Consider the following 26,885-nt stretch of genomic DNA (forward strand, 5'->3'; position numbering starts at 1 on the left):
GGTGCATGTAATGATGAAGACAACAAAACGGTCTCTATATCATTTATGAATGGTGTTGTAGATGCTAATACATCTGTAAATCAAGTCGGAGAGTACAGATTAAATATTAGAGATACTTCATGGACCGCAGTTGATAGTAATTCAGCGTTCATGACTCACCATGCCAACTCTTTCTTTCATCCAGGTGATGGTTCTATAAGTTTAGATTGTATAGCAAATAGTTCAATAACACAAGATGAAAACTCGTCAGCATTGAATGGTTGTAATATTAGTTCAAGCCACACAAATAATGAGGCTAACAGTGGAAGCTCTCTAACTTACAATGATTATAATGTAACTTTCCATCCATACAAATTTAATATCAGTAGTGAAATTACTATGGGCTTGACCAATAGAGATATAAATACAACAGATGATTTTTCAAACTTTGTATACATGGCGAGTATAAATAATGCAAACGATATAAATATGTCTGTTCAAGTAAATAGTATTATCACTCCTCAAGGGTACAATGATTCATCTTTAACTAACTTCGTGACTGGATGCTTTGCGAAGCCTTTAGATATAAATATCTCTAAATCAACTCCTGAAAATACAAATCTTAATTATAGATATATTATAAACGACAGAAATACAACTGGTAGTGTCAGTGGATTTATACCCAATGTAACAGACGAAGATGCAAATATAACTACACCAAATACTTTTTTTGCAAAAGCGATGAATGGTGTTTTAGACAGTATTATGAATCTTAATTTTGATAGAAATCAAAGTGTGGTTGCTAACCCTGAAGATATAAACTATTCAAAAGTCACTGTATATGATCCAAGGACTTTTATCAATGCTGATTTATTGACAAACAAAACAGCTGAAAGCAACATATCTTTAAATGGATTAAATGGGCAGAATATAACTCACTACTTTGGTAGAACAGCCGCTAGAAAGACGAGAATAGTCTGTAATGGTTATCCCTGTCTTTCTGGTGCCAACGGAGAGCCTGATGTACTTATATACTACGAAACCTATTGTTATGGAGATACTAATGGAAAGAGTTGCGAAAGGACTCTTCTTCCACAGTTGGGCGGAAGATATATACAAAAAGTAGACAGTAGATGGTATGTGAACCTAAATCATGTTGAGAGCGGAGACGGAAATCTAACAGCAACAACCGAGCAGGCTGCTTCTGTGACTGTAACCGTACCGACAATACGCACAATGACTAATGGATACACCAAAGATTCTGTTCACAATTATAATGGAAATAAAGGTCTACCTCATGAAGCTACTATGCAAAGCACTGTCCCTAACTGGCTTGTATATGACGAAAATGATCCAGTTGCAACAATGAACAAGCATACTGTAATCTTTCAATCTGAAACAAAATGGACTGGTCAACATGAGACAAATACGACAACACAAACAGAGAAAGTAAGAAGAGTAAATAGGAGAACGATGTGGTAATGCGTAAACGTACACTTCATAGATTGGCATTTACATTAATAGAGCTAATATTTGCTATCGTTATAATAGCCGTGTCAGTTATGTCTCTGCCGATGATGACCCAAGTGACATCTTCAGGAATGGAGAAAAATCTTGTTCAAGAAGCAATCTTTGCATCTGTAGCGGAAATAAATCTAGCCACCACTTACGTTTGGGATGAGCGTTCTTTACTAAGTAGTGATGCGGATGATTTATCCAAAGTTGTACCAACCACTGGTGCAGCTGATGACTGTAACGCTAGCAGAAAGAGACCAGGGCATATTAACAGAATATGTATAGAAGATATTACAACTATTCCAGGACTTTTTACCGGAACAATAGATGAAAATTCAAGCTCATTAGAAGTTGCAGGTCTAAATTCATATAAAGATATATATACTGGTACAACAGAAGCCTCAGGTTATAAATTAAGCAACTATAAAAGTAAGCTGGATGTAACAAGATGTGGTGCAATCTATGGTGGAAACTGTCAAGATTTTGGACTAGAAGCAGACAACATTAACTTAAAAGAGATTACAGTAACTGTACAAAATGACAAGAATGAAACCGTAATGCTACTTAGAACCTATAGTGCAAATATAGGTGAAGTAGCCTATGAAAGTGAGCCACTATAATGCAACTAAATAAAAATCGTAAAGCTTTTACTATGATAGAACTTGTATTTGTCATAGTTATTATGGGGATATTGGCAAAATTTGGCGTTGAATTTGTAGGTCAGGCATATAGCAGTTTCATCAACTCAAAAATAAACAATGAACTACAGTCAAATTCTGCGACAGCTGTAGAGTTTGTAGCTACAAGACTACAACACAGAATAAAAGCTTCTACCATAGCGAGAGAAGATAATAATTCTTTCACTCCACTAAAAGATTATACAAATACTACAGCAAACATTTTAGAATGGGTAGGTTATGATGTTGATGGACTCAGAGGAGACACCAACCCATATTGGAGCGGAATCATAGATTTAAACTCAACATTAACTCACTCTACGCAGCTTACTTCTCCAGAAACTAATACAGCCAATATAGACGCACTTATCAAAATCTTGTCCGATGACACTACAAGTGGTATTAAAGATACAGCCATTTATTTTATAAATCCAGACTCTTTGGATACTAATTGGGGATGGGACGGAGATACTAATAAATTCTTAACTCAAGAAGGTATTGATACGAATAATTTGAATGCAATTCATCCTATTGACAGCAATGGAACAAGTGCATTTAAACCTGTAAACTCAGCCGGTGTTAATAACACTTTTACTAATGTGTTTGCATATGAGTTTTATCAACTAGCATGGAGTGCTTATGCAGTTGGAATAGATGACTGGGATGCTGCTACAAAGACAGGAACACTTACGCTATGGTATGACTATCAACCATGGAAAGGTGAAAGATATACTGATGCAAATACAAAAAGCAGCATTATCATGGAAAATGTGAGTTCTTTTAGATTTATCGCCAGAGAGTCACTAGTAAAAATTCAAGTCTGTGTTAAGAGTTCACTAATAAAAGATGAGGAGTATTCAATATGCAAAGAAAAAACTATTTTTTAATTCCCTTCAAATTTACTGCAAAGAGTAGTTCTAAAAGAACTTTTCGTAGCGGTATTGCTATGATTATGGCTATTGTTACTTTAGTGATTGTTGCTACAATCATGGCTTTATCACTATCACTGACAACTCAGACAACAAAAAGAACAACTGACCTATACCTTTATGAACAAGCAACTTTACTCTCCCAAAGTGCAGCTGAATATGCTCTACTTAAAATATCTCAAGCTAATCAACAGTGCAGTGTTCCTAGCTTAGATTTTCGTTACAACAATACTTTTGATGTGAATATAACTATGCAGTACATATTTACAAATCCTAGCACATGTAGAACAAATTCTCTTGCAGATGGCACAGACTATACAACTGTCACATACCCAAATTCCAATGGCAGTGTTTTAATGGATATAGCTATTACGGCAAATCCGACAGGCACAACAGAACCAATCCGCTACTTTAGAAGAAGCATCCAAAAATTATAGTTTCACATAAACCTTTTAATGATATAATCCCATTATTAAAACATTAAAAGGTCAAATTATGAATATTTCTCTTACGGGAAGACAATTAGAACTAACAGAGCCGATCAAAGCTCACATGAATACATCTATTGAGACGCTAACTAAATACAATATGGATATTATTTCTGTAAATGTTGTAGCTTCTACTCAAACAAAAAAAGGCAAAGAGCACTCTGTTGTTGAGTTCGTTATTAACCTTGCTCACAAAAACTCTGTAATCATCAAGCAAAATGATGGTGATTTATATGCTGCTATAGATTTAGCTATAGCTCGTGCTCAAAAAGCTTTACGTCGTATGCATGACAAAGAAGTTGGACATCGTGTTGTTGGTCTTAACGAGATTAAGGCAGAAAATGTAAATGTTAAAGAAGAAGCTGAAGCTAATGAAGATGAAATAGTTCCGGTTGAACTTGATCTTTACAAACCTCGTGAAGTTGAAGATGTTTTAAACGACTTAAAAGACAGTGGTAAAATGTTTGAAATATTTTTAGACAACGAAGATAAAACTCGTGTTCTTTACAAAAGAAACGACGGTAGATTCGGGCTGTATTAATGCCTTTGGCTTTGAGTGTATGGAATATTTTTTAAAGAAAAATGTTCACAGAAACTCATAATAGAGCCAAAGGTAGTTCCAACTTTTAAGTTGGGACTAAACTACTTTTTACACTTTTAACTATCTCTACATCCTCAGCCAAATCAACCCATTTAAACTGACTTCCACTCTGAGATGAACCTTTGAGTAAATCACCACTTTTTCTAAACTTTAAATCTAAATTCGCAATATCAAAACCACTGATAGTATCTACAAACCTATCTAACCTCTCAGAATTACTTTGATTAGTGTATAGATAACAGTAACCTTTTAGTCCTGTCCTACTTACTCTGCCTCTTAATTGGTGAAGTGTTGAAAGTCCTAATCTCTCGGCTCCAACAATCACAACGGTAGTAAGACGAGGAAGAGAAATACCAACTTCAACCACTGTTGTTGCAATGAGTATGCTTCCCTTCTCTCTAAATTCAAGTAAGACCTCTTCTTTTTGTTTATCTTTTCCATGAGTTACATAGACATTATCAAAGTTATTTTCCCAATAAGCTCTTGCCTCATCAATACTCTGATACTCCAAAACTTCACTCTGTTCAACCAAAGGATAGACTAAAAGTACTTGATTGTTTTTACTTACCTCAGACTCTATATGCTCTAATAAATCTTTAAAATCACTTTTATGTATAACCTTACTTGTTATATCTTTAGAAAATGGAGTAGAAGTAATCAAGCTAACGTCAATATGAGCTGTCTCTATCATTGCCTGTGTCCTTGGAATAGGCGTAGCACTAAACTGCAAATAGTGTGGTTTTTTAGCTCCACTGCTTACTAATTTTTCCAGCATATTTCTTTGTGCAGTTCCAAACCTGTGTTGCTCATCCACCATTACAAGTCCGGAATCCGGAAGTTCTCTATAGAGAAGAGCATGTGTTCCTATTATAAAATCAAACTCTTCTAAATCAATCTTTTTAGATTTATTGGTCACTAAAACACTCTTTGCATCTGGCAAGAACTTTTGCGCCTCTTCAAAAAGCTGATTTGCAAGTATTGTAGTTGGAGCCATTAAGATAGAACGACATGGCAACATCATATATGCAGATGCTAAAATGACCATAGTCTTACCGCTTCCAACATCACCTACTATCATACGTTTAGATGCTACGTCTTTGTTAAAGTCATCTTTAATATCTTCTATCGCTTCTATCTGTTCATTTGTTAATGTAAAAGGCAATGAATTTTTCCACTCATCATACGAAGCGTCTACTTTAACTATTGGTTCAAAATATCTTCTTTTTGCTGAGAGTTGTTTCATATAGCTAAAGAGTTCTAAGTATTTAAGAGTATCTATTGTTTTGACATCTAGCTCTTTTAGATTTATTAGATGCTTAGGGAAATGAAGTTTTAAAACTTCTAACGCTATATCTTCTTTTAAGCCCTCTGAGAGTAATTTATTCAGTGTCAGGTTATTTTGTATCAGGCGAAGCATTACATCAGCTCTCAAGGCTGATTTATACTTTGGAGTAATGGCACCGACAGTTGTAGTTTTTCTAGGCATTGTCATACTACAGTTTCCAGTTTTGCAATCAACTACTCCATAAAAGTAGTCTCTCTCTCCGACTTTGAACTGATGCATCATATATGGCTTTGGACGGAATAACACACCGCTTATTGTATGACCTAGATTGTGAGCATAAAAAGTTATTTGGATTGTATTTGGAGCGCGAAAAATAGATTCTACCGTTGCATCTATTAATTGTGGTTTTCCCATTTGGATTGTAGGATGAAAAGTTAGGTCTTCGTAAGAGTGAGGAATATTAAGAGCTAGTTCACACCAAGAGTTGACACTTAGTTTTTTAAACTTTGACTCTAAATCTTTTGTGAGGTTCATTTTATTTCCTTGAGTTACTAATACTACCTCTTTTTATGGACCTCATATAAAAATATTGCAATTTGCAATAATTACTTAGTAACTATTGCAAAACTCATCTCTAAAATCTCTTTATGATTTTTTATAAACTCATTAAGATCTTTTAGTTTCAACTCTCTGATTAACTCTAACTCTTTAACAGAGTGACCTAACTCTTGACCTTTATAAAAGTCCATAAAAGTACGATTTAGTCTTTGGCTCATTGTCTCGACTCTTAGTGGTTCACTTCCAAGCAAGAACTTCTTAGTCTGCTCTAGCTCTTCTTTTGTAACACCATTCTTGACAAACTCAGCCACTACTTCTTTAACTGTCTTTTGAGCTTCATCTAAAGAGTCCAGTTTGGTCTGTAGATAACCTGTCATATAACTGCTAGACTTACTTACACTAACTCTTGCATAGGCAGAGTAAGCCAAGCCTTTTTTAACTCTTATCTCTTCCATAAGGCGTGAGCCGAAACCGCCTGTTCCCAAGATATAAGTAGCAACTCTAGCCTTGTAGTAATCCTCTGAATTATACTTGATGTTGTACGCAGAACCAAAATATACATATGCTTGTTGAGTATCTCTTTTTAAAATGCTCTGGGAAGCCTTTTTTGTTACATCGTAGTGAGCTAAAGGAGCGACCTTGCCTTTAGGCATAGCCTTGATGATTTTTTCTATCTCAATCTTCATGATGTTGATATCAACATCACCACCGATTACTACAATAAGTCTTGAACTAACAACGTGCTCTTTTATAAATGCCTGCACATCTTCCAGTTCTATACTTTGTACACTCTCTAAAGTTCCAGATGCAGGATTTGCAAGTGGAGTTCCTTTAAATAGAACTGCTTTTAACTCATTAGATGCTACATAGTCAAAATCATTTGCTTTTGAACTCAGTGCGCCCATAGTTGTAGTTTTCACTTTACTTACCGCTTCATCGGTAAAGTTTGGGTCTTTAAGTAGAGAGTTGAATTTCTTTAGAGCTTCATCAAACTGCTCTTTTAGACAACCGACTTCCATCACAAATGTCTCTTTACCCGTTGATGAAGATATATGAATAGCTTTACTCTCGAGTGATTCAGCAAAGGCTGATGAACCAAGCTTTTTAGTTCCCTCTCCCATAACTCTTGCACTGAATTTTGCAAGTCCTGCTTTTTTAGTATCAGTGATGCTTCCGCTGTTTTGAAAGATAAACTGCATAGTGACAAGAGGAAGTCTCTTGTCTTCTTCAAAAATCACAGGTACTCTCAATCCATTTGTTTCAATATATTCTATAGTTGCTGCCATAATTATTTGTCCTGTTATTAGTAAAGTAAAGATTAATTTTTTCATTATGCAAACTTCTCTAAAGTCTCATAAGCTGTATTGCGTACTGCCGGTATCTCACCTATATCTTTGATAAGAGCTACCATTTCTTCTTTAGCCATGGAGTAAGCTGCTCCGGCACTGCTTACAACATTCTCTTCCATCATAGTCGAGCCTAAGTCATTTGCTCCAAATCTAAGAGCCATCTGACCTATGTAAGCACCCTGAGTTACCCATGAGCTTTGGATATTTGGTACATTATCAAGGTAGAGTCTAGCTACTGCTAAAAGTCTTAAGTATCTGTTTGATGATGGTTTGTCCATATCTGGAATAAGTCTTAGAAGCTCAGTGTTCTGACCTTGAAAACTCCACATAATGAATGCACGGAATCCGCCTGTCTCATCTTGAAGTTTTCTAACCATTTCAAAATGGTCAATAATATCTTCATCACTCTCAACAGTTCCATACATCATAGTTGCAGTTGACATGATACCAAGCTTATGAGCTTTCCTGTGAATATCAATCCAAACTTCAGAGTCAATCTTCTTAGGTGCGATAATATCACGAACCTTATCACTAAGTATCTCAGCTCCTGCGCCAGGAATAGATGCAAGACCTTTTACTTTTAGTCTCTCTAAAACCTCTTCAACACTGATGCGAGAGACTTTAGCTATAAAGTCTATCTCAATGGATGAGAAACCATGTATAGTAATCTCTGGATATTTAGTATGGATATGCTCAACTAAATCCTCATACCACTCTATCTTTAGCTTTGGATGTACTCCACCTTGAAATAATATCTGAGTTCCGCCAATCTCTAAAAGCTCATCTATCTTTGCATCTATCTCATCGAAAGTAAGAACATAAGCATCTGCATCTTTTTCATGTCTGTAAAAAGCGCAAAACTTACAGTCTACCCAACAGATATTTGTATAGTTGATATTTCTATCTACGACAAATGTTGTTATTCCTTTTGGATGCAGCTCTTTCTTACGAGCCGATGCCATACGCCCAAGTTCTTTTAAGTCAGCATTTTTTATTAAGTCTAATGCTTCTTCTTTAGTTAATCTTTTTTGCATTGTCCAGCTTCTTAGTTATTTTTTTCACTATTTCCATCCTTCATTTCTTGGATTTTTTGGTTCTTTTTTCAAAAAGAAAACATATATTGCGTACATTATAAGCAGAGAAACAAAAAGTCCGCCTATTACTTGAATCCAAGCTCCAATATTTAAGAGTTTGTTTAGAATGTTAGAGTGTGTTTTTCTATCTATATCTATCTCTGCCATCTCCGATATATGAGTGATAGCTGAGACTGCAAGATTTCCTTTGGGTATATCTTGGTGGCAAGAGATACAAACACCGCGACGGTCAAGCTTTTCTCTCTGTTCTTTACTCAATGGCTGTGAAAGTTTGAAGTGATGACCTACCGTCATTAGCTGAGTACCGTTTTCATCTATAAACTTAGAGTAATCATGTTTTAGATTTGCTATAGCCGGAATCTGCTTATCAGTCTTTTTTGGCAGTATTTTTCTGTCCGCGCTCATAAGGTCTATGATAGTAGTCTTACTTGGATCAGCGTTTAGTTTTCCACCACCTATACCAAGACCTAATGCTTTGTCAGATGCATGACATGACTCACAGCTTCTTGATTCTTTTTGAATAGTATGAGGCTGAATAGGTGCCATATCTATTGCATTTTGTCCCTCTTCGCCGGCACCCTCCACATTTGGAATCTTGAAGATATGATTTTGAAGAAGAGCTTTCCCCTCTTTTCCTATAACTGTAATAGTCGTCTGACAGCCTGGAACAACTGGAGACACTCTACCCTCACCGTTTTGGGCTAAAGCAGGATCTTCCCATCTTAGGTAACTTCTAGTCTCGGTCACTTGTCCTGGTACCAGATACTTTTTCAGATCTCTCATACCTCCAGTAGTTCCGTGAATATCTTTATCATGTGAAGCTTTTAAAAAATCTGGATTTTGCTTACCACCACTATAATCGATCTTTACATGACAACCATAACACTGAGGCGCCCAAGTAGCATGACAAGTATAACACTCCATCTTTGTAGTATGAGGTTCTATCACATCCATAGCTATAAGTGCTTTTTTAGATAGCGCTTTCTTCTCCTTTAAAAGCTTTAGAGGTTTTAGCTCTATATCTTTTCCGGATGCCAGATGCATAATGATCTTGTTACCTTTTTTTACCGCTTTTGGAAGTGGATTTCCACGAGCAGTTAAAATATAACCATCTTCTGGTTCTGGGACATAACCCTGTTTTAGGTATTCAGCTACGCTCGATGCTACACCTCTGCCTTTGCCAGTTGCCACAGTTGTGTTAAACTCATCAGAGTAACCGATAGGCAACTCCCAAGGATATTTCTTTGTAGTACCATGACAATCCTGACACTCTATCTCAACAGCTGCCAGATTTGCTCCACCTAAAAAGCCATCACCATGAAGGTCATTTGAAGTGTGACAATCTTGACATAACATCCCTTTTTGGTAGTGAATATCTTCTTTCATATGCAGGTAACGTTTTGTATGAAGTTCTGGCTGAGCATTTCCTCCACTATCAAATGTTGACTGGTACTCTGTCTCCATAAGTCCTTGGTAAGAAACACCAATACGTTTTCCACGGTTATGACAAGTAGAACAAGTCTCAACTGGAATTCCAGAGTAGTTTACATCATGAACTTTTACTTTTACTTTTCTTGAACTTTGAATCTGGTGAGTTAGAAGATGACCCTGTTTTTTAGAAGTCTTCTTATCTCCACCTTCATAGTAACCTTCGTTTGAGTAAGGAATGTGACAAGATGAACACCCTATCCCTCTATAATCACCTCGTTCTTGCCTACCCTTACTTCCGGTATGACATCTAAGACACTCTTGGCGAAGGTAAGTAAAAACAGCTAAAGATGGGTCTTTATGAACTTCCTCAACAGTAGGTGCATCTGGAAGTTCATGCATCTCTTGGGGAAAAGCTTGAGGTTCCATGGTTGCAAGTTTAGCCATGTACTTTTTATATACATCAGTACCAAGACGTTTGTTTGGATCATCTGGATTTTTGGTGTCGTAAGTTCCAGCAGTGTGCTGATAACCCTCTTTTGCACCAAAACTCCACATAGCCCCTTGTATCTTGCCCTGCTCTGTCATCATAAGTGAGTTCATCTGAGCGCCGACTTGATTTGGATGACATGTACCACAAGTGTTTTTATTTATCCATGTACTTCCCGGTGCAGGATAATAATCTTTTGGTCCCTTATTTGTTTTAAAATACTTAACAGTACCTTTATGCGCATACTCTACACTTTTGTTATACGGGTTTCCACCGTGACAAACGATACAATCGTTGCCTTTATGACCAGCCTTCTCGGCTACTTCTAAAATTGCCTTCATCATACCAGAGTCTCTATCTCTGATATCTTCGATGCCTTTATGACAAACTATACATTCGTTAGCGCCAAAAAGCAAAGAAGAAAGAAGTATGATAAAAAAAGCGATTTTATTCATAAATTATTGGGGCTTATCTTTTGAGATAGCGTCAAGAACACCATTGATAAACTTAGGAGACTGTTCAGTTCCAAAAGCTTTTGTGATCTCTACGGCTTCATTTATAACTACAGCTGAATCAAGCTCACCAAAAAGAATCTCATAAGTAGCTAGTCTAAGAGTTGCTCTCTCAATAGCTCCAAGTCTCTCAAAATCCCACTCTTTTAAATGTTCTATAATTGCTTTATCACAAGCTTCAAGATTCTCCATAACACCTTCAAAAAGTGCTAATGCAAAATCTTTTTGTTTGTTACGAATCTTTTTCTCTTCTAAGATCTCATCAGTATGATCAGCAATATTTCCATTACCTAAGTCATATGCGTACAGCAGACTAACAACTGCCATTCTTGCGTGATGTCTAGTTGCCATTAGATGTTCTCATATAGGTCAAGCATCTCAATAACAGTAGTCATTGCTTCAAAACCTTTGTTACCGGCTTTTGTACCAGCTCTCTCGATTGCTTGCTCGATAGTATCAGTAGTTAAAAGACCGAATGAAACCGGCTTTTGGTACTTAAGACTCATAGTAGCGATACCTTTAGTCGCTTCAGCAGAGACATAATCAAAGTGAGGAGTCGCTCCACGGATAACTGCACCTAAAGCACAAACAGCATCGTACTTACCAGAAGCAAGCAACTGATCAACAACCATTGGAAGCTCAAATGCTCCAGGAATTAAAACATGTGTTAAATCATCAGCATTACCACCATGACGATTAAATGCGTCTTCAGCACCCTCAACCAATCTATCAACAATAAAGTGATTCCATCTTGTGCTTACGATTGCAATTCTTTTGCCGTTTATTACTTTTAGTCTACCTTCAACTACTTTCATCTAACTTCCTTTTTTTTATATGTTTTGTATTTTTTTAATTTTTGCTACCAGAGCTTCTAGCTCGTCTAGTTTTATCATATTTGGACCATCGCTTAGTGCTACGCTTGGATCAAAGTGTGTTTCCATAAAGAAACCATCAACTCCAACTGCTGCAGCTCCAGATGCAAGGTATGGAACCATTGAGCTGTCTCCACCTGTCTTACCATCTTGAGCTGTTGGCATCTGTACAGAGTGAGTCGCATCAAAGATAACTGGTGCAAAGTTTCTCATTGTCACCAAGTTTCTCATATCTACAACCATGTTGCCATATCCAAAAGAGTTTCCTCTCTCACAAAGATATACTCCGTGTTTTAGAGAGTTTTCATAAGTAGCTTCTGAACAGCCTCTAGTTTGAAGAACCTTCATTACCGGGTAAAGCATAGCATCACCGCTTAAGAATTGCCCTTTTTTGATGTTGACTTTAGCTTCTGTTTTTGCACAAGCTACTAACAAATCTGTCTGACGACATAAAAAAGCTGGAATCTGAAGCATATCTGCTACTTCTGCAACAGTCGGTACTTGAACTGACTCATGTACATCTGTAACTATTTTATATCCGAAATCATCTTTGACTTTTTGAAGGATTCTAAGACCCTCCTCCATGCCAAGCCCGCGAAAGCTCTCTAAAGATGTTCTGTTTGCCTTGTCAAAACTAGCTTTAAAATAAAAATCTATAGACTCATCTTGGTGATAAGACTCTAAAGATTTAGCAATTTTAAATATATTTTCTTCACTCTCAATGACACAAGGTCCTGTAAGTAATACCATGTAGTTTACCTTTGAATACCGTTTAAAAATAAAGTAGAGATTGTATCATAATTGATTTAAAGTGCTATTAACCAATACAAATCCACTACAATACAAGTGCTAATATTTGATAAATTTTCTTTAAAACAATGGCTTTTATTTATACAAACATGCTGTATACTCTCGCTACAAATATATTAACATGGAGATCAACATATGCATGTAGGTTTTATCATCGCAAGCTGGGACGAAATAGATCCTGTAAACAGTTCAACATTGGCAATAATCAGAGAATGTTTAATCAGAAATCATGAAGTTTCAGTTCTTTACACAGATAATCTTACGGTTAGAAATAATGTTGTTCACGGTTTTATAGAGACAATAAATGTAATGGACAAGATTCCAGAAAACATCACAACATTTTACAAGAAAGCAACATTTGATAAAAAGCTAAAAGCTCTTCATGTATTTGACTGTATGATGATTAGAAAAGACCCTCCAATCAACCCACTTGTATTAAACTTTTTAGATGCTATAAAAGATGAAGTTGTTATGATTAACGATGTTGATGGAATAAGAAAAGCAAATAACAAACTATACACTACAACATTTCATGATCCGCACAACACATATCTCCCAATAACACATGTATCAGGAAGTAAAAAGTTCATCAATAAAACAATTGATGAATCGGATGGTGAAAAGATGATACTGAAACCTCTTGATGGGTCTGGAGGAAGAGGAGTAATCGTTCTTGAAAAAAATGCAAGATCAAATATAAACTCTCTGCTTGATTTCTACATAGACGATTCAGGTGACAACTATGTAATACTTCAAGAGTACATAGAAGGGGCTGAAGAAGGCGATGTTCGTGTACTTATGCTAAATGGTAAGTTCATAGGAGCATACAACAGAAAGCCTGCAGAAGGTGAGATAAGAGCAAATATACAAACAGGTGGAACAGCTCATAGATATAAAATGACTGAGAGTCAAAAAAGAGTTTGTAAAAAAGTAGGTACTAAGCTTGTAGCTGATGGATTATACTTTGTAGGTCTTGATATGATAGGGGATAAAATCCTTGAAGTAAATGTACTTAACCCTGGTGGAATTACAAATATAAACAAACTTGAAAAATTAAAACTACAAAAATGTGTAGTTGATTTTCTAGAAGAGAAAGTAGATGCTAAAGTTGAAAAAAGAGTAGAACTTGAGTACTTACTAAAAAGATTTAGTGAACTAAGAGAATAATCTAAATTCTACTTAGCTCTAGCCACCATAATCCCTGCAATAACAATTAAAACAATTCCTGTTGCAGTAGTAATGTTTGGGAGTGAATCTCCCAAAAGCAGACCTACTAAAATAGCAAAAACGATATTTGTATAACTCACAGCTCCGACTATTCCGGCCTTTGTTTCTCCATACGCTTTTGTCATAAAGTACTGTGAGAGTGTCCCTAGAAGTCCTAGTGCGATTACATATAGCCATACTATGCCACTTGGCATCACAAACTTACCCATCATAAAATCTAACTCTGGCACTTGTATGAACTCTGACAAGATAAAGAGAATTATCGGTCCTAGTGTTCCTACCATTGTAAAGGAAAGCACGATTGCTCTAGTATCGTAATAGTTTCTGAGTTCTCTTATGGAAGTATAAGCCAGTGCAGCTCCTACACCACTAAATATTCCAAGCACATCATACTTTGTAAGTCCTATAGCACCCGGTTGAGCTATAAGAACTATCCCGCCAAAACCAATAAAAACAGCCAACCACGCAGATGCAGAAAGTTTTTCTTTTAAGAAAAGCCAAGCAAATATAGCTGTGAATATTGGAGCAGTTTTACTGAATGTCACAGCATCTCCAAGAGGAATATTTGCGATATTGTAAAAGTAAGCAAGAAGCGCTGAAAAACCCATTAGACCACGAAACAAAAGTAAAAATGGTTTTCCACCTTTATGAGTCATAGGGCTTTTATATACAGCGTAACCTATAATCGCTACGCCAAAAAGATTTCTAAAAAATACAACTTCCAATGAAGACATATGCTCAGATGCCAACTTTACAAAAGCACCCATAATTGCGAAACTTAGCGATGCAAAAAGCATATACTTTACACCGCTGTTTAAATTTTTTATTCTTTGCATAAATGCAATTATAGCAAGCTATTAGCTTCTATTTCGTATAATTATGCAATTAATAAAGGAAAATTATGGGCAACTTATTACTACTTCTTATTGTTGGTGGATTTTTTTACTGGATATTTCAAAGCTATTCTAGATATACAGCATACTCTCAAAAAGCGTTTAAAAACTTCTCTGTATCAAAAGAGTCACTTCAAAAAAGTGACCTAGGTCTTTTTGTAGGACTTGTTGCAAAAGTAGCAAAAGCTGATGGTAGAGTAGATGCTCTAGAAGCTGAACTTATCGGAATCATGTTTGATGACATATCAAATGTTTTTCCAGAGCCTGAGAAAACAAAAGATATCTTAAAACAGATATTTAACGAAGAAAAAGACAGAACTGACAACATTCAAGACATTGCACATGCACTTGGTTTGGCAATCAAAAGAGATAGATCGAAACAACAGCAGTTTATGGGCTTCTTAATCCAGCTTGCATTTATAGACGGCGAGGTATCTCAAAGTGAGGACTTGGTTCTTCAGACTATTGCTTCAGCTTTTGAATTTGATCCAAATGATTACCATGCTATTTTTGACCAGTTTGAAAAGATGATGAAAAACATCCAGCCAAAAGCAAATATTTCAGATGCTTACAAACTTCTGGGAGTAAGTGAGAATGATGATATCAGTACAATCAAAAAAGCATATAGAAAACTGATTCGTGAATATCATCCTGACATCATTAAGTCTCAAGGAAAAGGTGAAGCATATATGCAAGAAGCAACTGCTAAAACTCAAGAGATAAACCAAGCCTATGAGATGATAAAAAAGGTTAAAAAATAAAAAAGATTTTCATCGTACTAGTTTGTGTACTAAATCTATGGGCAAGTGATTTCGGTTCTATGCTCTTTCATGGTAACTGTGTTACATGTCACTTTGAGGTAAAAGACGTTTCAGCACCATCAATGATGAAAGTAAGAGAAAACTACCTTAGAGCTTTTCCAGATAAAGAGGATTTTATAGCATATATGTCTACATGGGTAAAAAACCCTAAAGAAGAGACTTCTATAATGCTTGGAGCTATAAAAAAGTATGAGCTTATGCCATATCTACACTATGATTTAGACTCCCTAAAAGAGATAGCTGCTTATGTTTATGAGACAGATTTTTCTAAAGAACATAAGGGCCATAAAGATTAAAGTTTAGTCAACCTTAAAGTCTCTCTCCCAAAAGAAGTCTATCCAATCATCTGCTTCATTTATCCAAAAATCCGGTTCATAAACAGATGTTTTTTTGTAAAAAAGAGTAGATGATTTAAACTCAATATTTTCATGTTTAGATGTGAGATGCAGCATTACAGCTTTTAAAGTGTCTCCGCTGTCAGATATATCATCAACAACCAAAACTCTAGATTTATCACCAAAATCACAATCACCAAAAATGCTGAGGGTCTCTCTTTTATGTGTGTCATCATAAAGTTCTGTTCTTAATGTTTGAACCTCTCGTATATCCAGTCCCTCTGCTAAAGCATGAGTCAGAGTAAGTCCACCTCTTGCAATCCCCACTATTACTTCTGGTTTAAACTCTTTTACGTCGGAGAGTAATTTTTTTGTATCAATTCTAAAATCTTCATAGGAATAATATTTCATGGTCGAATTATACTTAATTTAAAACTCTTAAGGTAGAATTTTAAAAAAACTGGAAAATAAAATGTATAAAAATATCTTACTTGCAATAATAATCGCTATATTTGCTGGATGTTCAGCTCCAAAACCAGAACAGGCACCAAGCTGGTATACAAATCCGCCAAAAGATTATAAAAACTTCTATGCAGTTGCAGCTGCGAGTGATGAGACAAAAGTAAAAAGTATGGCTATTAACATACTGAGACAAAATATAAGTAAAGATTTAGATGCTTCATTTAAAACTCCAAACCATCAACTTTCTCCACAAGCAGATATGCTTAGAGAGATAAGAAGTGCTAATTCACATCTCTCCAATACTCTATCTATGAGAGCTGTAAAAGTAGAAAAATCTGAACTATTTAACTCTAAAACACTTATGCTTATCTCAATTCCAAGAGTAGAATTATTTAAAAAAGTTCAAGATGATTTAAATACTAAAATCAAAAATTTGGAAAAATCATATAATGCTCATAATGACACTATTGCTATTGAGAGATATGTATACCTTAAACCTCTTATGTCCCAGTATGCATATTTGGCATCTAGAACAGCTTTTGCACAAATCAGTATTTCTACATATAATGGAAATGATAACTTTAGACTCCTACAGGAGCTTGGCAGTGAATACCATAATCTACAATCTACAATTAATTTCTACATACTAAGTGATGGTAATTCAAGAGTTTATTCTAAAGCTATCAGAGATGCGATAGAAAAAGACGGACTAAATATTTCTACAAAGAATAGAGATTCACATACTCTTAAACTACTAATTAGTTCAAAAACCGACAACAAGCAAGAGTACACATTCAACGTAAGTAAGAACTTGGTGAAGTTTACTACTTTTGATGCAAATAAAAATAAAATACTTTTTAGACAACACACATTCATTGGTAAATCTAGAAAAAGTCATAAAGATGCAAAGCTTCAAACTATTGAACATATAAAAACAAAAGTAAAGCAATTAGGCATATATAACTTCATTGGTGTTCAAAGCAAATAGATTTGTGGTTGATAAATATTATTTAAGATTACAAGTAGTATAATCAAATTATATTTAAAAAAGGAGATCATATGATCAAAACTTTATCGTCAATAGCATTAGCAGGTTTAGTAGCTGCAACAATTTCAGGATGTGGTGGCGCTGCACCAGAGCCAAAAGAAGAGTTTGATAACCGTTGTAAGCAAGAGAACGTATTAGCTCCTAAATGGACTTGTGTTCCTATGGTTGAAGGTGCTTATGCTGGTGTTGGTATTGCTCAAAAAAGTGCTGCTGGTATGGGTCATATGAGAAGAGTCGCTTTAGCTAACGGTCGTTCAGACTTAGCTCAACAAATCAAGTCTCAAGTAAAAGATAAGATTGAGACTTTCACTCGTACAACTGGTGTTGCTGAGGGTGAGACTGTAGATCAAGTAAATACCGCTGTTTCTAAGCAAATCGCGAAAGTTGATCTTCAAGGTTCAAAAGGTGTTGACGCATGGACTGCTCCATCAGGTTCTCTTTACATGTTAGTTACTGTTCCAGAAGCTACTGTTAATGGTGAAGTTAAAGCTGCAGTTAAAACTAGTTTCAAAAATGACCAAGCTCTATGGCAACAGTTTCAAGCTAAAAATGCTCTTGAGAGTTTAGATAAAGAGTTCCCAACTGACTAATGATTAAGTTACTTAGCTCTTTATTAATGGTGCTATTTATTTTTGCGGGTTGCAACTCACAGCCTGCACCAAAAACTAGTACGACTCCATCTTGGATTTTAAATCCAAATCAAAGTGGAAAAAATGGTGCTGTTGGTAGTTCAATGAGAACTTACGACCAAAAGACATCTACTCAAAGAAAGCTTGCTATTACCCGTGCTCTTGATGAACTCTCGCTCCAACGTGGTGTAAAAGTTGAAATGAGCTTGACTAAGCAAGAGAGTTATAAAAACGGTAGTGGAAGTACACAAATGAATGTGGGTGCTAACTACCAAACTAAAGGTACTATCACTGCTCATATAGAAGCTGTTCACGAAGATAAGATCTCCGGAGAGCTTTTTATATGGATGGTAATGGACTAAAAAAGTTCTCTCTTCATGAGAGAATTTATCGATACAATCTTTTATCTCCTCTAAATTAGATATAATTCCATAAATATTTCTACCTCTATATATAACAAGGTTATCATCATGAAAAAAATCGCAATTATCGGTCGTCCTAATGTTGGAAAAAGCTCTCTTTTTAATCGTTTAGTTAAAAAACGAGATGCAATTACATCTGACTTAGCTGGAACAACCAGAGATGTAAAACGTAAAACTGCCATTATTCTTAATAAAGAAGTGCAACTTTTAGATACTGGCGGGTTAGATAAAGGATGCGAGCTTTTTGACAAGATAAAAGAGATGTCTTTAAAGGCTGCATACAAAGCAGACATAATTTTATTTATGGTTGATGGAAAAGGTCTACCTGAAGATGAAGATAAAAAACTTTTTTATGAACTTCAGGCGATGGGCAAGGATATGGCTCTTGTTGTAAATAAAATAGACAACGATAAGATGAAAGAGAAACTTTGGGACTACTACGAGTTTGGTACAGATGCCATCTTTGGAATCTCTGTTGCACACAATAGAAATACAGTTGAACTTCTTGATTGGATAGCTTCAAAAATTCCTGATAGTGATATAGTTAAAGAGGAAGAAGATGAAGACGAAGAAGATATTCAAGTTATAGAGCCAGAAATAAGTGATGAAGACTTTTTTGCGAATCATAGCCATAATGATGATGAAGAAGATGACGGATTTACTTACTGGGATGAAGATGAAATGGACGGGATTGTTGAAGATGATACTATCTTTGGAAACAATGACCGCATTAGAGAGTTTGATGAAGAGGACGTTAACCACATTAAAATTGCGATTATTGGTCGTACAAATGTTGGAAAAAGTTCACTTCTAAATGCTCTTCTTGGAGAAGAACGTTCTGTTGTAAGCTCAGTTGCAGGAACAACTATTGATCCTATTGATGAAACGGTTCAATATAAAGATAAGCAGATTACATTCGTAGATACTGCAGGTCTTCGTCGTCGTGGTAAAATTTTAGGCATTGAGAAGTATGCTCTAATGAGAACAACAGAGATGCTTGATAACTCTAATATGGCTTTAATCGTTTTAGATGCAAGTGAGCCTTTTTTAGACTTAGATGAGAAAATTGCCGGACTTGTTGACAGCAATAGACTAGCTTCTATAATTGTTTTAAACAAGTGGGATATCTCTAAAAGAGATGAACACGACAAAATAATAAAAGAGATTCGTGATAGATTTAAGTTCTTAGCTTATGCACCAATTATCACTCTATCTGCAAAATCACACCTAAGAGTTGATAAACTTCACGATATGATTTTAGAGATAAATGAAAACTACTCTCAAAGAATTCCTACTTCAAAAATAAATGAAGTTATTGAACTTGCACTTCGTCGTCACACTTTGCCAAGTGTCAGCGGACAAGTAATTCGTATCTACTATGCAACTCAGTATGAGACAAGACCGCCAAAAGTAGCTATTGTTATGAATAAACCAAGTGGTCTTCACTTTACATATAGACGTTACCTAGCAAATAAGATGAGAGAAGCATTTAACTTTACGGGAACGCCATTATTGTTTAAAGCTAAGAAGAGAGGGGAAAAGTAGAAGGAACTTGTTCCTTCTACTTTTTAATGTCTTTAGGCACTTGTTTTATCACTCTATAAATTACAAAAGTACCAATTGCTAAAGTTATGAAAGTAAAAGCAAAAGAAAATGTTTTAGTAATTACATACCCTACAATTAACAAAGACAATACCGTCGGTACTTCGTTATAAGCTCTAAAAAAGTTTCCGCTTTTAGAATAGTCTTCACGTTCTAGTTGAACTCTATAGTACTCTAAAGAAAATGAATATGCCATTAGTACGATAACTACTAAAATTTTAGCATACATCCATATATCACCTTGTAATAATTCCGGTCTTAGAAATAGCATCCAAAGTCCACTGATTACCGTTGCCCACATTGCAGGAAGTCCTATATATTTGTACATTTTGTATTCTTGAATTTTCACAACTTCTACAAAGTCAGGTTTATTTTTATGTTCTGTGTGATATACATATAATCTTGGTTGATAAAAGAGCATTGCCATCCATGACATAACTGCCATAACATGGAATACAACGATCCATAAATAATAATCCATAATATTCATCTATGTCCCTACTAAAAGTTTTTTTCTAAAGAGAGTACGTAGTAGTTGGAGCCGCCCTTTTCAACATTGTTAAACAAACCAAAGATACCTGAACGGTGTTTTACGGCAAAACCAAGGTAAGTTTCTTTCAATGGTTCATATCTGACTAATCTACCGATGTCAAAATCTAAACTCAGATCAATATAGTTTAGAAACTCAGAGTTATTGTCATTGTTTTGTATAGCTTCCTGTTTTTCGCAGTACAAGATATCACTTGTGTATGAAAGACCTTCACCAAAACCAAGTCTGACACGATTGCTTAAAAAATCTATATTCCAATAAACTTTTATGTAAAGAGCAGCCTCGTAGATGTCATTTTGTAGACCGGCTTCATCAAAATGGGATAAACCGCCTTTTACATAAAAATCCAAAGGAAGATCAAAAGCATCTTTTTTTAGTAGATAACCGGCATCAACAGCGGTTACTTTCAAGTCTTCAGGATATGACTTGACGTTTAAAAAAATCACTTCACCAAAATCACTGTTTGTAACCTTACCGTGTGCTATTCTAAGTGAGTAGTTATCATCTGCGCTCAAACTTAAAAACAAGAACAATAAAACTAAGTATTTCAAAAATATTTCCTAATAGAGGTATGTTGGAGAGTTTTGTACACCCTTATTTGGGTGTACATTAATTGGAGAAACTTGACTATACGTCAAGAATTTCTAAATCTTTAACAGAAGTGTTCTTGTGATCAACAACTTTTGTATGAAGACGACGAAGTGCTTTAGAAGCTCTCTCAATTGCTAAATCTATTGCAGTATCTAAGTTATCATCTGTTTGATTAATAATTACAGGCTCAGAGTGAGCGATATGAATATCAAATTCAATTGATACACCTTTTTTTTCAGCTTTAACGTTAACATTTACAGTTGTAATATCTAATGTATATTTTGAAAATCCATCAATCGCAGACTCAATGTGAGCTCTAGTGTTATCGTGTAGTGTTACGTCTTTCGCACGAATTTGTACGTTCATAATAAATCCTTTAAGTGAGTAGCTTCTAGCCACCCTATATATGCTTTAATAATAACAGAATAAAGCTGAGATTGGTATAATACGACTTAAAAAGATTTAGGATTTTAATCAATGAGAGTATTTACAGGCATACAACCCTCTGGAGATTTACATATTGGAAACTATTTTGGCTCTATAAAGCAGATGGTCGACGCTCAACAAGATAGTGACACATTTGCTTTTATTGCCAATTATCACGCTCAGACTAGTGTTAGTGACGGTAAGAGATTAAGCGAACTGACTATGCAATGTGCAACTGACTTTCTTGCACTTGGAATCGACCCGAACAAATCAACATTCTGGGTTCAGTCAGATGTAAAAGAAGTTTTAGAACTCTACTGGGTTTTATCATCATTTACTCCTATGGGACTGCTGGAACGTGCTCACAGTTACAAAGACAAGACGGCTCGTGGTCAAGCTACTAATCACTCACTATTTTCTTACCCTGTTCTAATGGCAGCGGACATCCTTCTTTTTGGTTCAGAAATCATCCCGGTTGGAAAAGATCAGATTCAACATGTTGAAATAGCTAGAGATATAGCTACAAAATTTAACAATCAATATGGTGATATTTTAGTTATACCTGAATTTCGTGTTCAAGAAGAAGTTCAAACTGTTCCAGGAATAGATGGACAAAAAATGTCTAAAAGTTATGGAAACATTGTGAACATTTTCGGTGAAGAGAAAAAACAGATGAAAACAATTAAAAAAATTGTTACCCAAAATGTTGCGATGGAAGAACCAAAAGAGTTTGAAAACTGTAATGTTTACAATATGGCTAAGCTCTTTTTAGAAGGTGATAACCTCATAGCTCTTCAGGATAGATATAAAAAAGGTGGAGAAGGTCATGGTCACTTTAAAATCTACCTTGGTGAGGTAATGTGGGAGTATTTTAGGGAGTTTAGAGAAAAACGTGAATACTACGAAAATAACCAAGATGAAGTTAGAGAGATTTTAAATATGGGAGCGCTCAAGGCTAGAGAAGTTGCAATGCCAATGATAGAAAAAATAAGAAGCGTAACCGGAATCAGTTACTAACAACTTTATTACTTGTCCCAAGACAAGAAAAATTCCCTGAAATGTCGTTATAATGATTAGACGAAAATTTCAGGGGGACAGTAATGCGTATTTTTCTTTTAATAGCCGCGTTAATTTTTAGCCTAAATGCTAAATCACTATTCAGTAATTCTAATCAAGCAGACAACTCAAAATATATCGGTGCACTTAAAGACCTCATTATTGCAACGCAAAAAACTCGAGGTCTTACAAATAACTACTTAAATGGTAATACTACTTCTATGTTATTAGTATATGGAAATAGAAAAGAAATGAAAAAAGCTATTGGGACAATGGAATCATTACCTTTGGCATCTGACCCTATAATTAACAACAGAGCTACTAACATCAGTGAATCTCTAATCAAACTAAACCGTAAAGCTTTTAAAAAAGATCCTGCTATTGTGTTTGAGCAATATACAGAACTTATTGAACAAACATTGATGCTTGCACAAACAGTCAGTAAGCACGGTTCTAAAGAATTAAATCCTCTTGGAAAAAGATTATCTACTGTAATGATGGAGGTTATCTTACCACTATCTGAAAATGTTGGACAGATGAGAGGGATGGGTTCTGGTATTATTGCTAAAGGTAAGATAACAAGCACTCAAAAAGCTCAGTTGCTAGCTATTATTCATGAAATACAGTCTCTTACTTCTCAGCTTATTACAGATATTAGGATTATAGCTTCAAATAACAAGGAAAGCTTTGATTCAGACCTAGATGCTAAACTAAGTTCTATAGAAAAATCTAGTAAAAATTATATATCTCTAACAAACAGTGAAGTTCTAGATAAAAAAGAAATTTCTTTTGATACCGATGAGTATTTTAATATGGGAACTGACCTGATTACTCTTCTTATTGATGTTTATAATATCAACAATAAAGTTATACTTGATGACTCAAAAGGATGGCTATAAAGACCATCCTCTTTATTTAAGTTTTAAATTTGTAGATGTTATTAAACTTTTTTTAGACCAAATAGCCTCTTTAAGATTTAAAATTGATCTGACTTCATCATTTACTAAACGATAATAAACTTTCACATTCACACTACTGGCACCGGCTACGTTTTTAACTTTTAATATTCTTTTTCCAAGAGCCGGAATGCTCATATCTTCAGAAGCTTCTATTGCTAAATGAGGGATAGAAGCTTTTCCTCTTTTTCTTTTATAATATCTAGTCAAAGAAATAGATTTACTATCTATCTCTTTATTAGCATTTTTATATGAAACGTCTATAATTAACTCTCTTGAGCCAAAACCACTAGGAATATTATGAGGTTGTGGATTTTTAATGACAATAATAATATCACTATCTTTTTGCCACATACTAAGACCTAGTGCATCTTTCCAGAGGCTTTGAACATGCCCACCGGAGAATGTGTGTGCTCTGATATCTCTTTTTTTAGATTTTCCGTTATCTAGTCTAAGAGTTGCAGCTACTCCTGAGACTTTTGGTCCCATATGGCAATCTACGCAGCCCTTTTCACTTTTTTTATACTCGCTTTGCATATCTGTAAATACTAGTCCTTCTACAGACTTGTCATTAGCATGACATACAAAACATAATTGATCAGATTTTTCATCCATAAAGTCACGATGTTCAGTTTTATGATATGGTGACTTTGAATCACTAAATGGTCCTACCATAGTTCCAGACTTTGTCCAAGAAACACGATTCATACCTCTATGAGAGCTATCTCTATCATCATGTATCTTATCTATATTATGACAAACTACACAGTTTATACCTTCACTTATAGCGCTGTTTTGAGTTGCTTTGTTTACTTCTGAATCTTTATCTAACTTCATCAAAACTTTCACTTCATAATCAAAACCTGTGCTCGTTACAGAAATTCTTGGATTATGACATGTAGCACACTCTACTTTGACACTGTTTAAACTTTTTCTTGTTTTTCTTGCAACATATTCTGATGTAGCTCTAAAGTACTCATCTTTTAAGTAATGACTTTTGGAGTGCCAAGATTGTTCCCAATCTTTTACAATTTGCAAATGACAAGATTTACATTTTTGTGAGGTTTGATATTCTTTGGAGACTTCTACTACTTTTGCGGCATATAATGCTGTTACTATAGCAACAATAATTAAAACAACTTTCATTTTGTTTCTTCCTATTGAGCATACTTTAATTAAAGCATTTCTACTCTATAGTATGTCTTGTAAATATGACAAAATTCTAACAGAAAGAAGCTGAGAGTGACATTATTATGACAAAATCTTAATTTTATGTGAGGAGGTCGCTTACCTTTGTTTGTCTAACCAAACCATCAATCCCTTTTGGGCGTGCAGTCTATTTTCCGCTTCATCAAAAATAATCTCTGAATACTTCTCAAAAACTGCTTCACTTACTTCAAGTCCTCTATATGCAGGTAAACAATGCAGGAATTTAGCGTCTTTTGCGGCAAGAAGCATCATCTTTTCATCAACCATAAAGCCTTTGAAAATTTTGATCCTTTCTTCTTTTTCTTCTTCTTGACCCATTGAAGTCCATGTGTCTGTAGTAATAACAGTTGCACCTTTTGCAGCTTCATTTGGATCATTCATAGTCTTGATTACAGCTCCACTCTCTTTAGCTAGCAAAAGTGACTCTTTTAAGATCTGTTCATCAACTTCATAACCTTTTGGAGTGGCAATACGAAGCTCAAATCCAAGTTTAGCTGCAAGCATCATCCATGAATGAGTCATGTTATTTCCATCACCGATATATGCACATACGATATTTTCATTTGCACTGTGTTCTACTAAAGTCATGTAGTCAGCTAATAGTTGTACGGGGTGATACGAATCTGTTAAGCCGTTTATTACAGGTACTTTAGAGTAAGAAGCGAACTCTTCTATCATAGAGTGTTCGAACGTTCTTATCATTACCATATTACACATACTAGATATAACTCTTGCTGTGTCTTTTACAGGTTCACCGCGACCTAGGTGAATATCGCGGTTTGATAAAAATAGGGCATGACCGCCTAGCTGAAACATTCCTGTTTCAAAACTTACTCTTGTTCTAGTAGAACTTTTCTCAAAAATCATACCAAGAGTCTGGTTCTCAAGCTCTTTTTTGTATATTTTAGATTTTAGATTTTTTTTGATATCAAGACCAACTTCTATGATCTCTAATATCTCTTCTTTTGTAAAGTCTTTTAGTGTTAAAAAATGTCTCAAAATTTCCCCAAACTTTTTAAATAAGCTGTTATTCTATAGTAATTTACTTTAATAACATCTTTGCAACTTCTTTAGCGTGATAAGAGATAATAATATCCGCTCCCGCTCTTTTGAAACTAATCATAGTCTCCATTACAACTCTGTCATAATCAATCAAATCATGCTTTCCGGCAAGCTTTAACATTGCATATTCGCCGCTCACGTTGTAAACTGCCATTGGAAGCGATGTATTATCTTTAATCTCACGAACAATGTCTAAGTAAGCAAGAGCAGGTTTTACCATTAAGATATCAGCACCCTGCATCTCATCAGATATAGACTCGCTTATAGCTTCTCTTCTGTTTGCCGGATCCATCTGATATGAAGCACGATCACCAAAGCTTGGTGTTGACTCTGCCACATCACGGAAAGGTCCATAGTATCCAGATGCAAACTTAGTAGAATAACTCATAATAGGAATATTCTCATATCCACCTTCGTCTAGTGCATCTCTTAGTGTCTCAATGATTCCATCCATCATACCAGAGGGTGCAATCATATCTGCACCGGCTTTTGCATGAATTATAGCTTGCTGTGCAGAAATCTCTAGAGTAGCGTCATTGTTTACTGTCTCATTTACTTCATCAATAATTCCACAGTGTCCATGATCAGTATACTCACAAAAACATAAGTCAGTCACAACAAACATATCCGGATGCTGTTTTTTTACAGCGCGAACTGCAGATGCAATTATTCCATGTTCACATAGAGAATCTGAACCAATAGAGTCTTTGACATCTGGAATTCCAAAAAGGATAATTGAGTAAAGTCCAAGCTTTTTAAGCTCTACACACTCTTTTAAAATTTCATCTAAACTCATTTGAAACACACCTGGCATAGAAGCAACTTCTGTTTTTATACCCTCACCAGAACGAACAAAAAGTGGATAAATAAAATCATCTGTAGTAACACTTGTTTCTCTTACCAATGAACGAAGATGCTTGTTTAAACGAGTTCTACGAAATCTTTGAAACATAATAAACCTTTTTTAGCTATAATTTTGAAAAATTTATTTTATCGTTTTAAAGTTTAA

28 protein-coding genes and 1 pseudogene are annotated in these 26,885 nt (G+C 35.2%); 14 read left to right on the forward strand and 15 right to left on the reverse strand.

Going from position 1 to position 26,885, the window contains the following annotated elements; all coding sequences use genetic code 11:
• From ABZC13_RS11630 to hpf (ABZC13_RS11650), 5 genes and pseudogenes are all read left to right on the forward strand, one after another.
• Positions 1 to 1,461: pseudogene (locus tag ABZC13_RS11630) on the forward strand (hypothetical protein); the annotation flags it as partial.
• Positions 1,461 to 2,114 carry a Tfp pilus assembly protein FimT/FimU gene (locus tag ABZC13_RS11635; protein WP_373003914.1) on the forward strand — a complete coding sequence of 218 codons (654 nt, stop codon included), beginning with the start codon at positions 1,461 to 1,463 and terminating at the stop codon, positions 2,112 to 2,114. The pseudogene ABZC13_RS11630 and the gene ABZC13_RS11635, both read left to right, overlap by 1 nt.
• A complete protein-coding gene (locus ABZC13_RS11640) occupies positions 2,114 to 3,058 on the forward strand; it encodes a type II secretion system protein (protein ID WP_373003917.1) in 945 nt (314 codons plus the stop codon). Before ABZC13_RS11635 ends, ABZC13_RS11640 begins: the two co-directional genes overlap by 1 nt.
• The gene (locus tag ABZC13_RS11645) at positions 3,034 to 3,537 is read left to right on the forward strand and encodes a hypothetical protein (protein WP_373003921.1); all 504 of its coding nucleotides are present in this window, start codon (positions 3,034 to 3,036) and stop codon (positions 3,535 to 3,537) included. The genes ABZC13_RS11640 and ABZC13_RS11645 overlap by 25 nt, the downstream gene beginning before the upstream one ends.
• A gap of 58 nt (positions 3,538 to 3,595) precedes the next feature.
• A complete protein-coding gene (gene hpf, locus ABZC13_RS11650) occupies positions 3,596 to 4,129 on the forward strand; it encodes a ribosome hibernation-promoting factor, HPF/YfiA family (protein ID WP_373003924.1) in 534 nt (177 codons plus the stop codon).
• A gap of 85 nt (positions 4,130 to 4,214) precedes the next feature.
• Here the strand turns inward: hpf (ABZC13_RS11650) and recG are convergent, their stop codons facing one another.
• The 7 genes from recG to kdsA form a co-directional block, all read right to left on the reverse strand.
• Positions 4,215 to 6,008, reverse strand: a complete 1,794-nt coding sequence (gene recG, locus ABZC13_RS11655; RefSeq protein ID WP_373003927.1) for an ATP-dependent DNA helicase RecG — start codon at positions 6,006 to 6,008, stop codon at positions 4,215 to 4,217.
• Between the two features lie 71 nt (positions 6,009 to 6,079).
• Positions 6,080 to 7,363, reverse strand: a complete 1,284-nt coding sequence (locus ABZC13_RS11660; RefSeq protein ID WP_373003930.1) for a M16 family metallopeptidase — start codon at positions 7,361 to 7,363, stop codon at positions 6,080 to 6,082.
• On the reverse strand, positions 7,363 to 8,415 hold the full coding sequence (locus tag ABZC13_RS11665; protein WP_373003933.1) for a dehypoxanthine futalosine cyclase: 1,053 nt from the start codon (positions 8,413 to 8,415) through the stop codon (positions 7,363 to 7,365). The genes ABZC13_RS11660 and ABZC13_RS11665 overlap by 1 nt, the downstream gene beginning before the upstream one ends.
• Before the next feature lie 27 nt (positions 8,416 to 8,442).
• Positions 8,443 to 10,848: a multiheme c-type cytochrome gene (locus ABZC13_RS11670; protein WP_373003936.1), complete on the reverse strand. Its 2,406-nt coding sequence runs from the start codon at positions 10,846 to 10,848 to the stop codon at positions 8,443 to 8,445.
• A 3-nt stretch (positions 10,849 to 10,851) separates the two neighbouring features.
• Positions 10,852 to 11,256, reverse strand: a complete 405-nt coding sequence (gene nusB / locus ABZC13_RS11675) for a transcription antitermination factor NusB (RefSeq protein WP_373003939.1) — start codon at positions 11,254 to 11,256, stop codon at positions 10,852 to 10,854.
• On the reverse strand, positions 11,256 to 11,720 hold the full coding sequence (gene ribE, locus ABZC13_RS11680; protein WP_373003942.1) for a 6,7-dimethyl-8-ribityllumazine synthase: 465 nt from the start codon (positions 11,718 to 11,720) through the stop codon (positions 11,256 to 11,258). Before ribE ends, nusB begins: the two co-directional genes overlap by 1 nt.
• A gap of 15 nt (positions 11,721 to 11,735) precedes the next feature.
• Positions 11,736 to 12,527 (reverse strand): 3-deoxy-8-phosphooctulonate synthase, encoded by a 792-nt coding sequence (gene kdsA, locus ABZC13_RS11685; RefSeq protein WP_373003945.1) that lies wholly within the window; start codon positions 12,525 to 12,527, stop codon positions 11,736 to 11,738.
• Positions 12,528 to 12,722: 195 nt separating this feature from the next.
• Between kdsA and gshB the strand changes: the two genes are divergently transcribed.
• Positions 12,723 to 13,754 carry a glutathione synthase gene (gene gshB, locus ABZC13_RS11690; protein ID WP_373003948.1) on the forward strand — a complete coding sequence of 344 codons (1,032 nt, stop codon included), beginning with the start codon at positions 12,723 to 12,725 and terminating at the stop codon, positions 13,752 to 13,754.
• 8 nt (positions 13,755 to 13,762) lie between these two features.
• On the opposite strand, the gene ABZC13_RS11695 is transcribed toward gshB, so the two are convergent.
• Positions 13,763 to 14,650, reverse strand: coding sequence for a DMT family transporter (locus ABZC13_RS11695; protein WP_373003951.1), 888 nt, complete (start codon positions 14,648 to 14,650; stop codon positions 13,763 to 13,765).
• A gap of 65 nt (positions 14,651 to 14,715) precedes the next feature.
• Here ABZC13_RS11695 and ABZC13_RS11700 point away from each other — a divergent pair, with 65 nt between their 5' ends.
• Together ABZC13_RS11700 and ABZC13_RS11705 are read left to right on the forward strand one after the other, a co-directional pair.
• Positions 14,716 to 15,468 carry a DnaJ domain-containing protein gene (locus tag ABZC13_RS11700; RefSeq protein ID WP_373003953.1) on the forward strand — a complete coding sequence of 251 codons (753 nt, stop codon included), beginning with the start codon at positions 14,716 to 14,718 and terminating at the stop codon, positions 15,466 to 15,468.
• Between the two features lie 59 nt (positions 15,469 to 15,527).
• Positions 15,528 to 15,824 carry a cytochrome C gene (locus ABZC13_RS11705; protein WP_373003956.1) on the forward strand — a complete coding sequence of 99 codons (297 nt, stop codon included), beginning with the start codon at positions 15,528 to 15,530 and terminating at the stop codon, positions 15,822 to 15,824.
• Between the two features lie 3 nt (positions 15,825 to 15,827).
• Here the strand turns inward: ABZC13_RS11705 and ABZC13_RS11710 are convergent, their stop codons facing one another.
• A complete protein-coding gene (locus ABZC13_RS11710; protein WP_373003959.1) occupies positions 15,828 to 16,274 on the reverse strand; it encodes a phosphoribosyltransferase in 447 nt (148 codons plus the stop codon).
• 61 nt (positions 16,275 to 16,335) lie between these two features.
• Between ABZC13_RS11710 and ABZC13_RS11715 the strand changes: the two genes are divergently transcribed.
• The 4 genes from ABZC13_RS11715 to der all read left to right on the forward strand — a co-directional run bounded on the left by ABZC13_RS11715 (position 16,336) and on the right by der (position 19,969).
• Complete coding sequence (locus ABZC13_RS11715) at positions 16,336 to 17,313, forward strand: hypothetical protein (protein WP_373003962.1); 978 nt, start codon at positions 16,336 to 16,338, stop codon at positions 17,311 to 17,313.
• Between the two features lie 71 nt (positions 17,314 to 17,384).
• The gene (locus ABZC13_RS11720; RefSeq protein ID WP_373003966.1) at positions 17,385 to 17,963 is read left to right on the forward strand and encodes an LPP20 family lipoprotein; all 579 of its coding nucleotides are present in this window, start codon (positions 17,385 to 17,387) and stop codon (positions 17,961 to 17,963) included.
• Positions 17,963 to 18,364 carry a hypothetical protein gene (locus ABZC13_RS11725; protein WP_373003969.1) on the forward strand — a complete coding sequence of 134 codons (402 nt, stop codon included), beginning with the start codon at positions 17,963 to 17,965 and terminating at the stop codon, positions 18,362 to 18,364. The genes ABZC13_RS11720 and ABZC13_RS11725 overlap by 1 nt, the downstream gene beginning before the upstream one ends.
• A 108-nt stretch (positions 18,365 to 18,472) precedes the next feature.
• Positions 18,473 to 19,969, forward strand: coding sequence for a ribosome biogenesis GTPase Der (der, locus tag ABZC13_RS11730; protein ID WP_373003971.1), 1,497 nt, complete (start codon positions 18,473 to 18,475; stop codon positions 19,967 to 19,969).
• A 16-nt stretch (positions 19,970 to 19,985) separates the two neighbouring features.
• On the opposite strand, the gene ABZC13_RS11735 is transcribed toward der, so the two are convergent.
• The 3 genes from ABZC13_RS11735 to hpf (ABZC13_RS11745) form a co-directional block, all read right to left on the reverse strand.
• Entirely contained in the window at positions 19,986 to 20,516 is a 531-nt protein-coding gene (locus ABZC13_RS11735; protein WP_373003974.1) for a CopD family protein, read from the reverse strand.
• Between the two features lie 11 nt (positions 20,517 to 20,527).
• Entirely contained in the window at positions 20,528 to 21,127 is a 600-nt protein-coding gene (locus ABZC13_RS11740) for a hypothetical protein (protein ID WP_373003977.1), read from the reverse strand.
• Positions 21,128 to 21,203: 76 nt separating this feature from the next.
• Positions 21,204 to 21,533 carry a ribosome hibernation-promoting factor, HPF/YfiA family gene (gene hpf / locus ABZC13_RS11745; RefSeq protein WP_373003980.1) on the reverse strand — a complete coding sequence of 110 codons (330 nt, stop codon included), beginning with the start codon at positions 21,531 to 21,533 and terminating at the stop codon, positions 21,204 to 21,206.
• Between the two features lie 111 nt (positions 21,534 to 21,644).
• Here hpf (ABZC13_RS11745) and trpS point away from each other — a divergent pair, with 111 nt between their 5' ends.
• Positions 21,645 to 22,610, forward strand: coding sequence for a tryptophan--tRNA ligase (gene trpS, locus ABZC13_RS11750; protein ID WP_373003983.1), 966 nt, complete (start codon positions 21,645 to 21,647; stop codon positions 22,608 to 22,610).
• A gap of 83 nt (positions 22,611 to 22,693) precedes the next feature.
• Positions 22,694 to 23,548 (forward strand): nitrate- and nitrite sensing domain-containing protein, encoded by an 855-nt coding sequence (locus ABZC13_RS11755; protein WP_373003986.1) that lies wholly within the window; start codon positions 22,694 to 22,696, stop codon positions 23,546 to 23,548.
• A gap of 12 nt (positions 23,549 to 23,560) precedes the next feature.
• On the opposite strand, the gene ABZC13_RS11760 is transcribed toward ABZC13_RS11755, so the two are convergent.
• The 3 genes from ABZC13_RS11760 to hemB all read right to left on the reverse strand — a co-directional run bounded on the left by ABZC13_RS11760 (position 23,561) and on the right by hemB (position 26,828).
• On the reverse strand, positions 23,561 to 24,751 hold the full coding sequence (locus ABZC13_RS11760; RefSeq protein ID WP_373003989.1) for a multiheme c-type cytochrome: 1,191 nt from the start codon (positions 24,749 to 24,751) through the stop codon (positions 23,561 to 23,563).
• Between the two features lie 141 nt (positions 24,752 to 24,892).
• Positions 24,893 to 25,813 carry an ornithine carbamoyltransferase gene (argF, locus tag ABZC13_RS11765; protein ID WP_373003992.1) on the reverse strand — a complete coding sequence of 307 codons (921 nt, stop codon included), beginning with the start codon at positions 25,811 to 25,813 and terminating at the stop codon, positions 24,893 to 24,895.
• Between the two features lie 43 nt (positions 25,814 to 25,856).
• Complete coding sequence (hemB, locus tag ABZC13_RS11770) at positions 25,857 to 26,828, reverse strand: porphobilinogen synthase (protein WP_373003995.1); 972 nt, start codon at positions 26,826 to 26,828, stop codon at positions 25,857 to 25,859.
• Positions 26,829 to 26,885 lie beyond the last annotated feature (57 nt).

Origin of the sequence: Sulfurimonas sp., from assembly GCF_041563035.1 — a bacterium.
Lineage (GTDB): Bacteria > Campylobacterota > Campylobacteria > Campylobacterales > Sulfurimonadaceae > Sulfurimonas.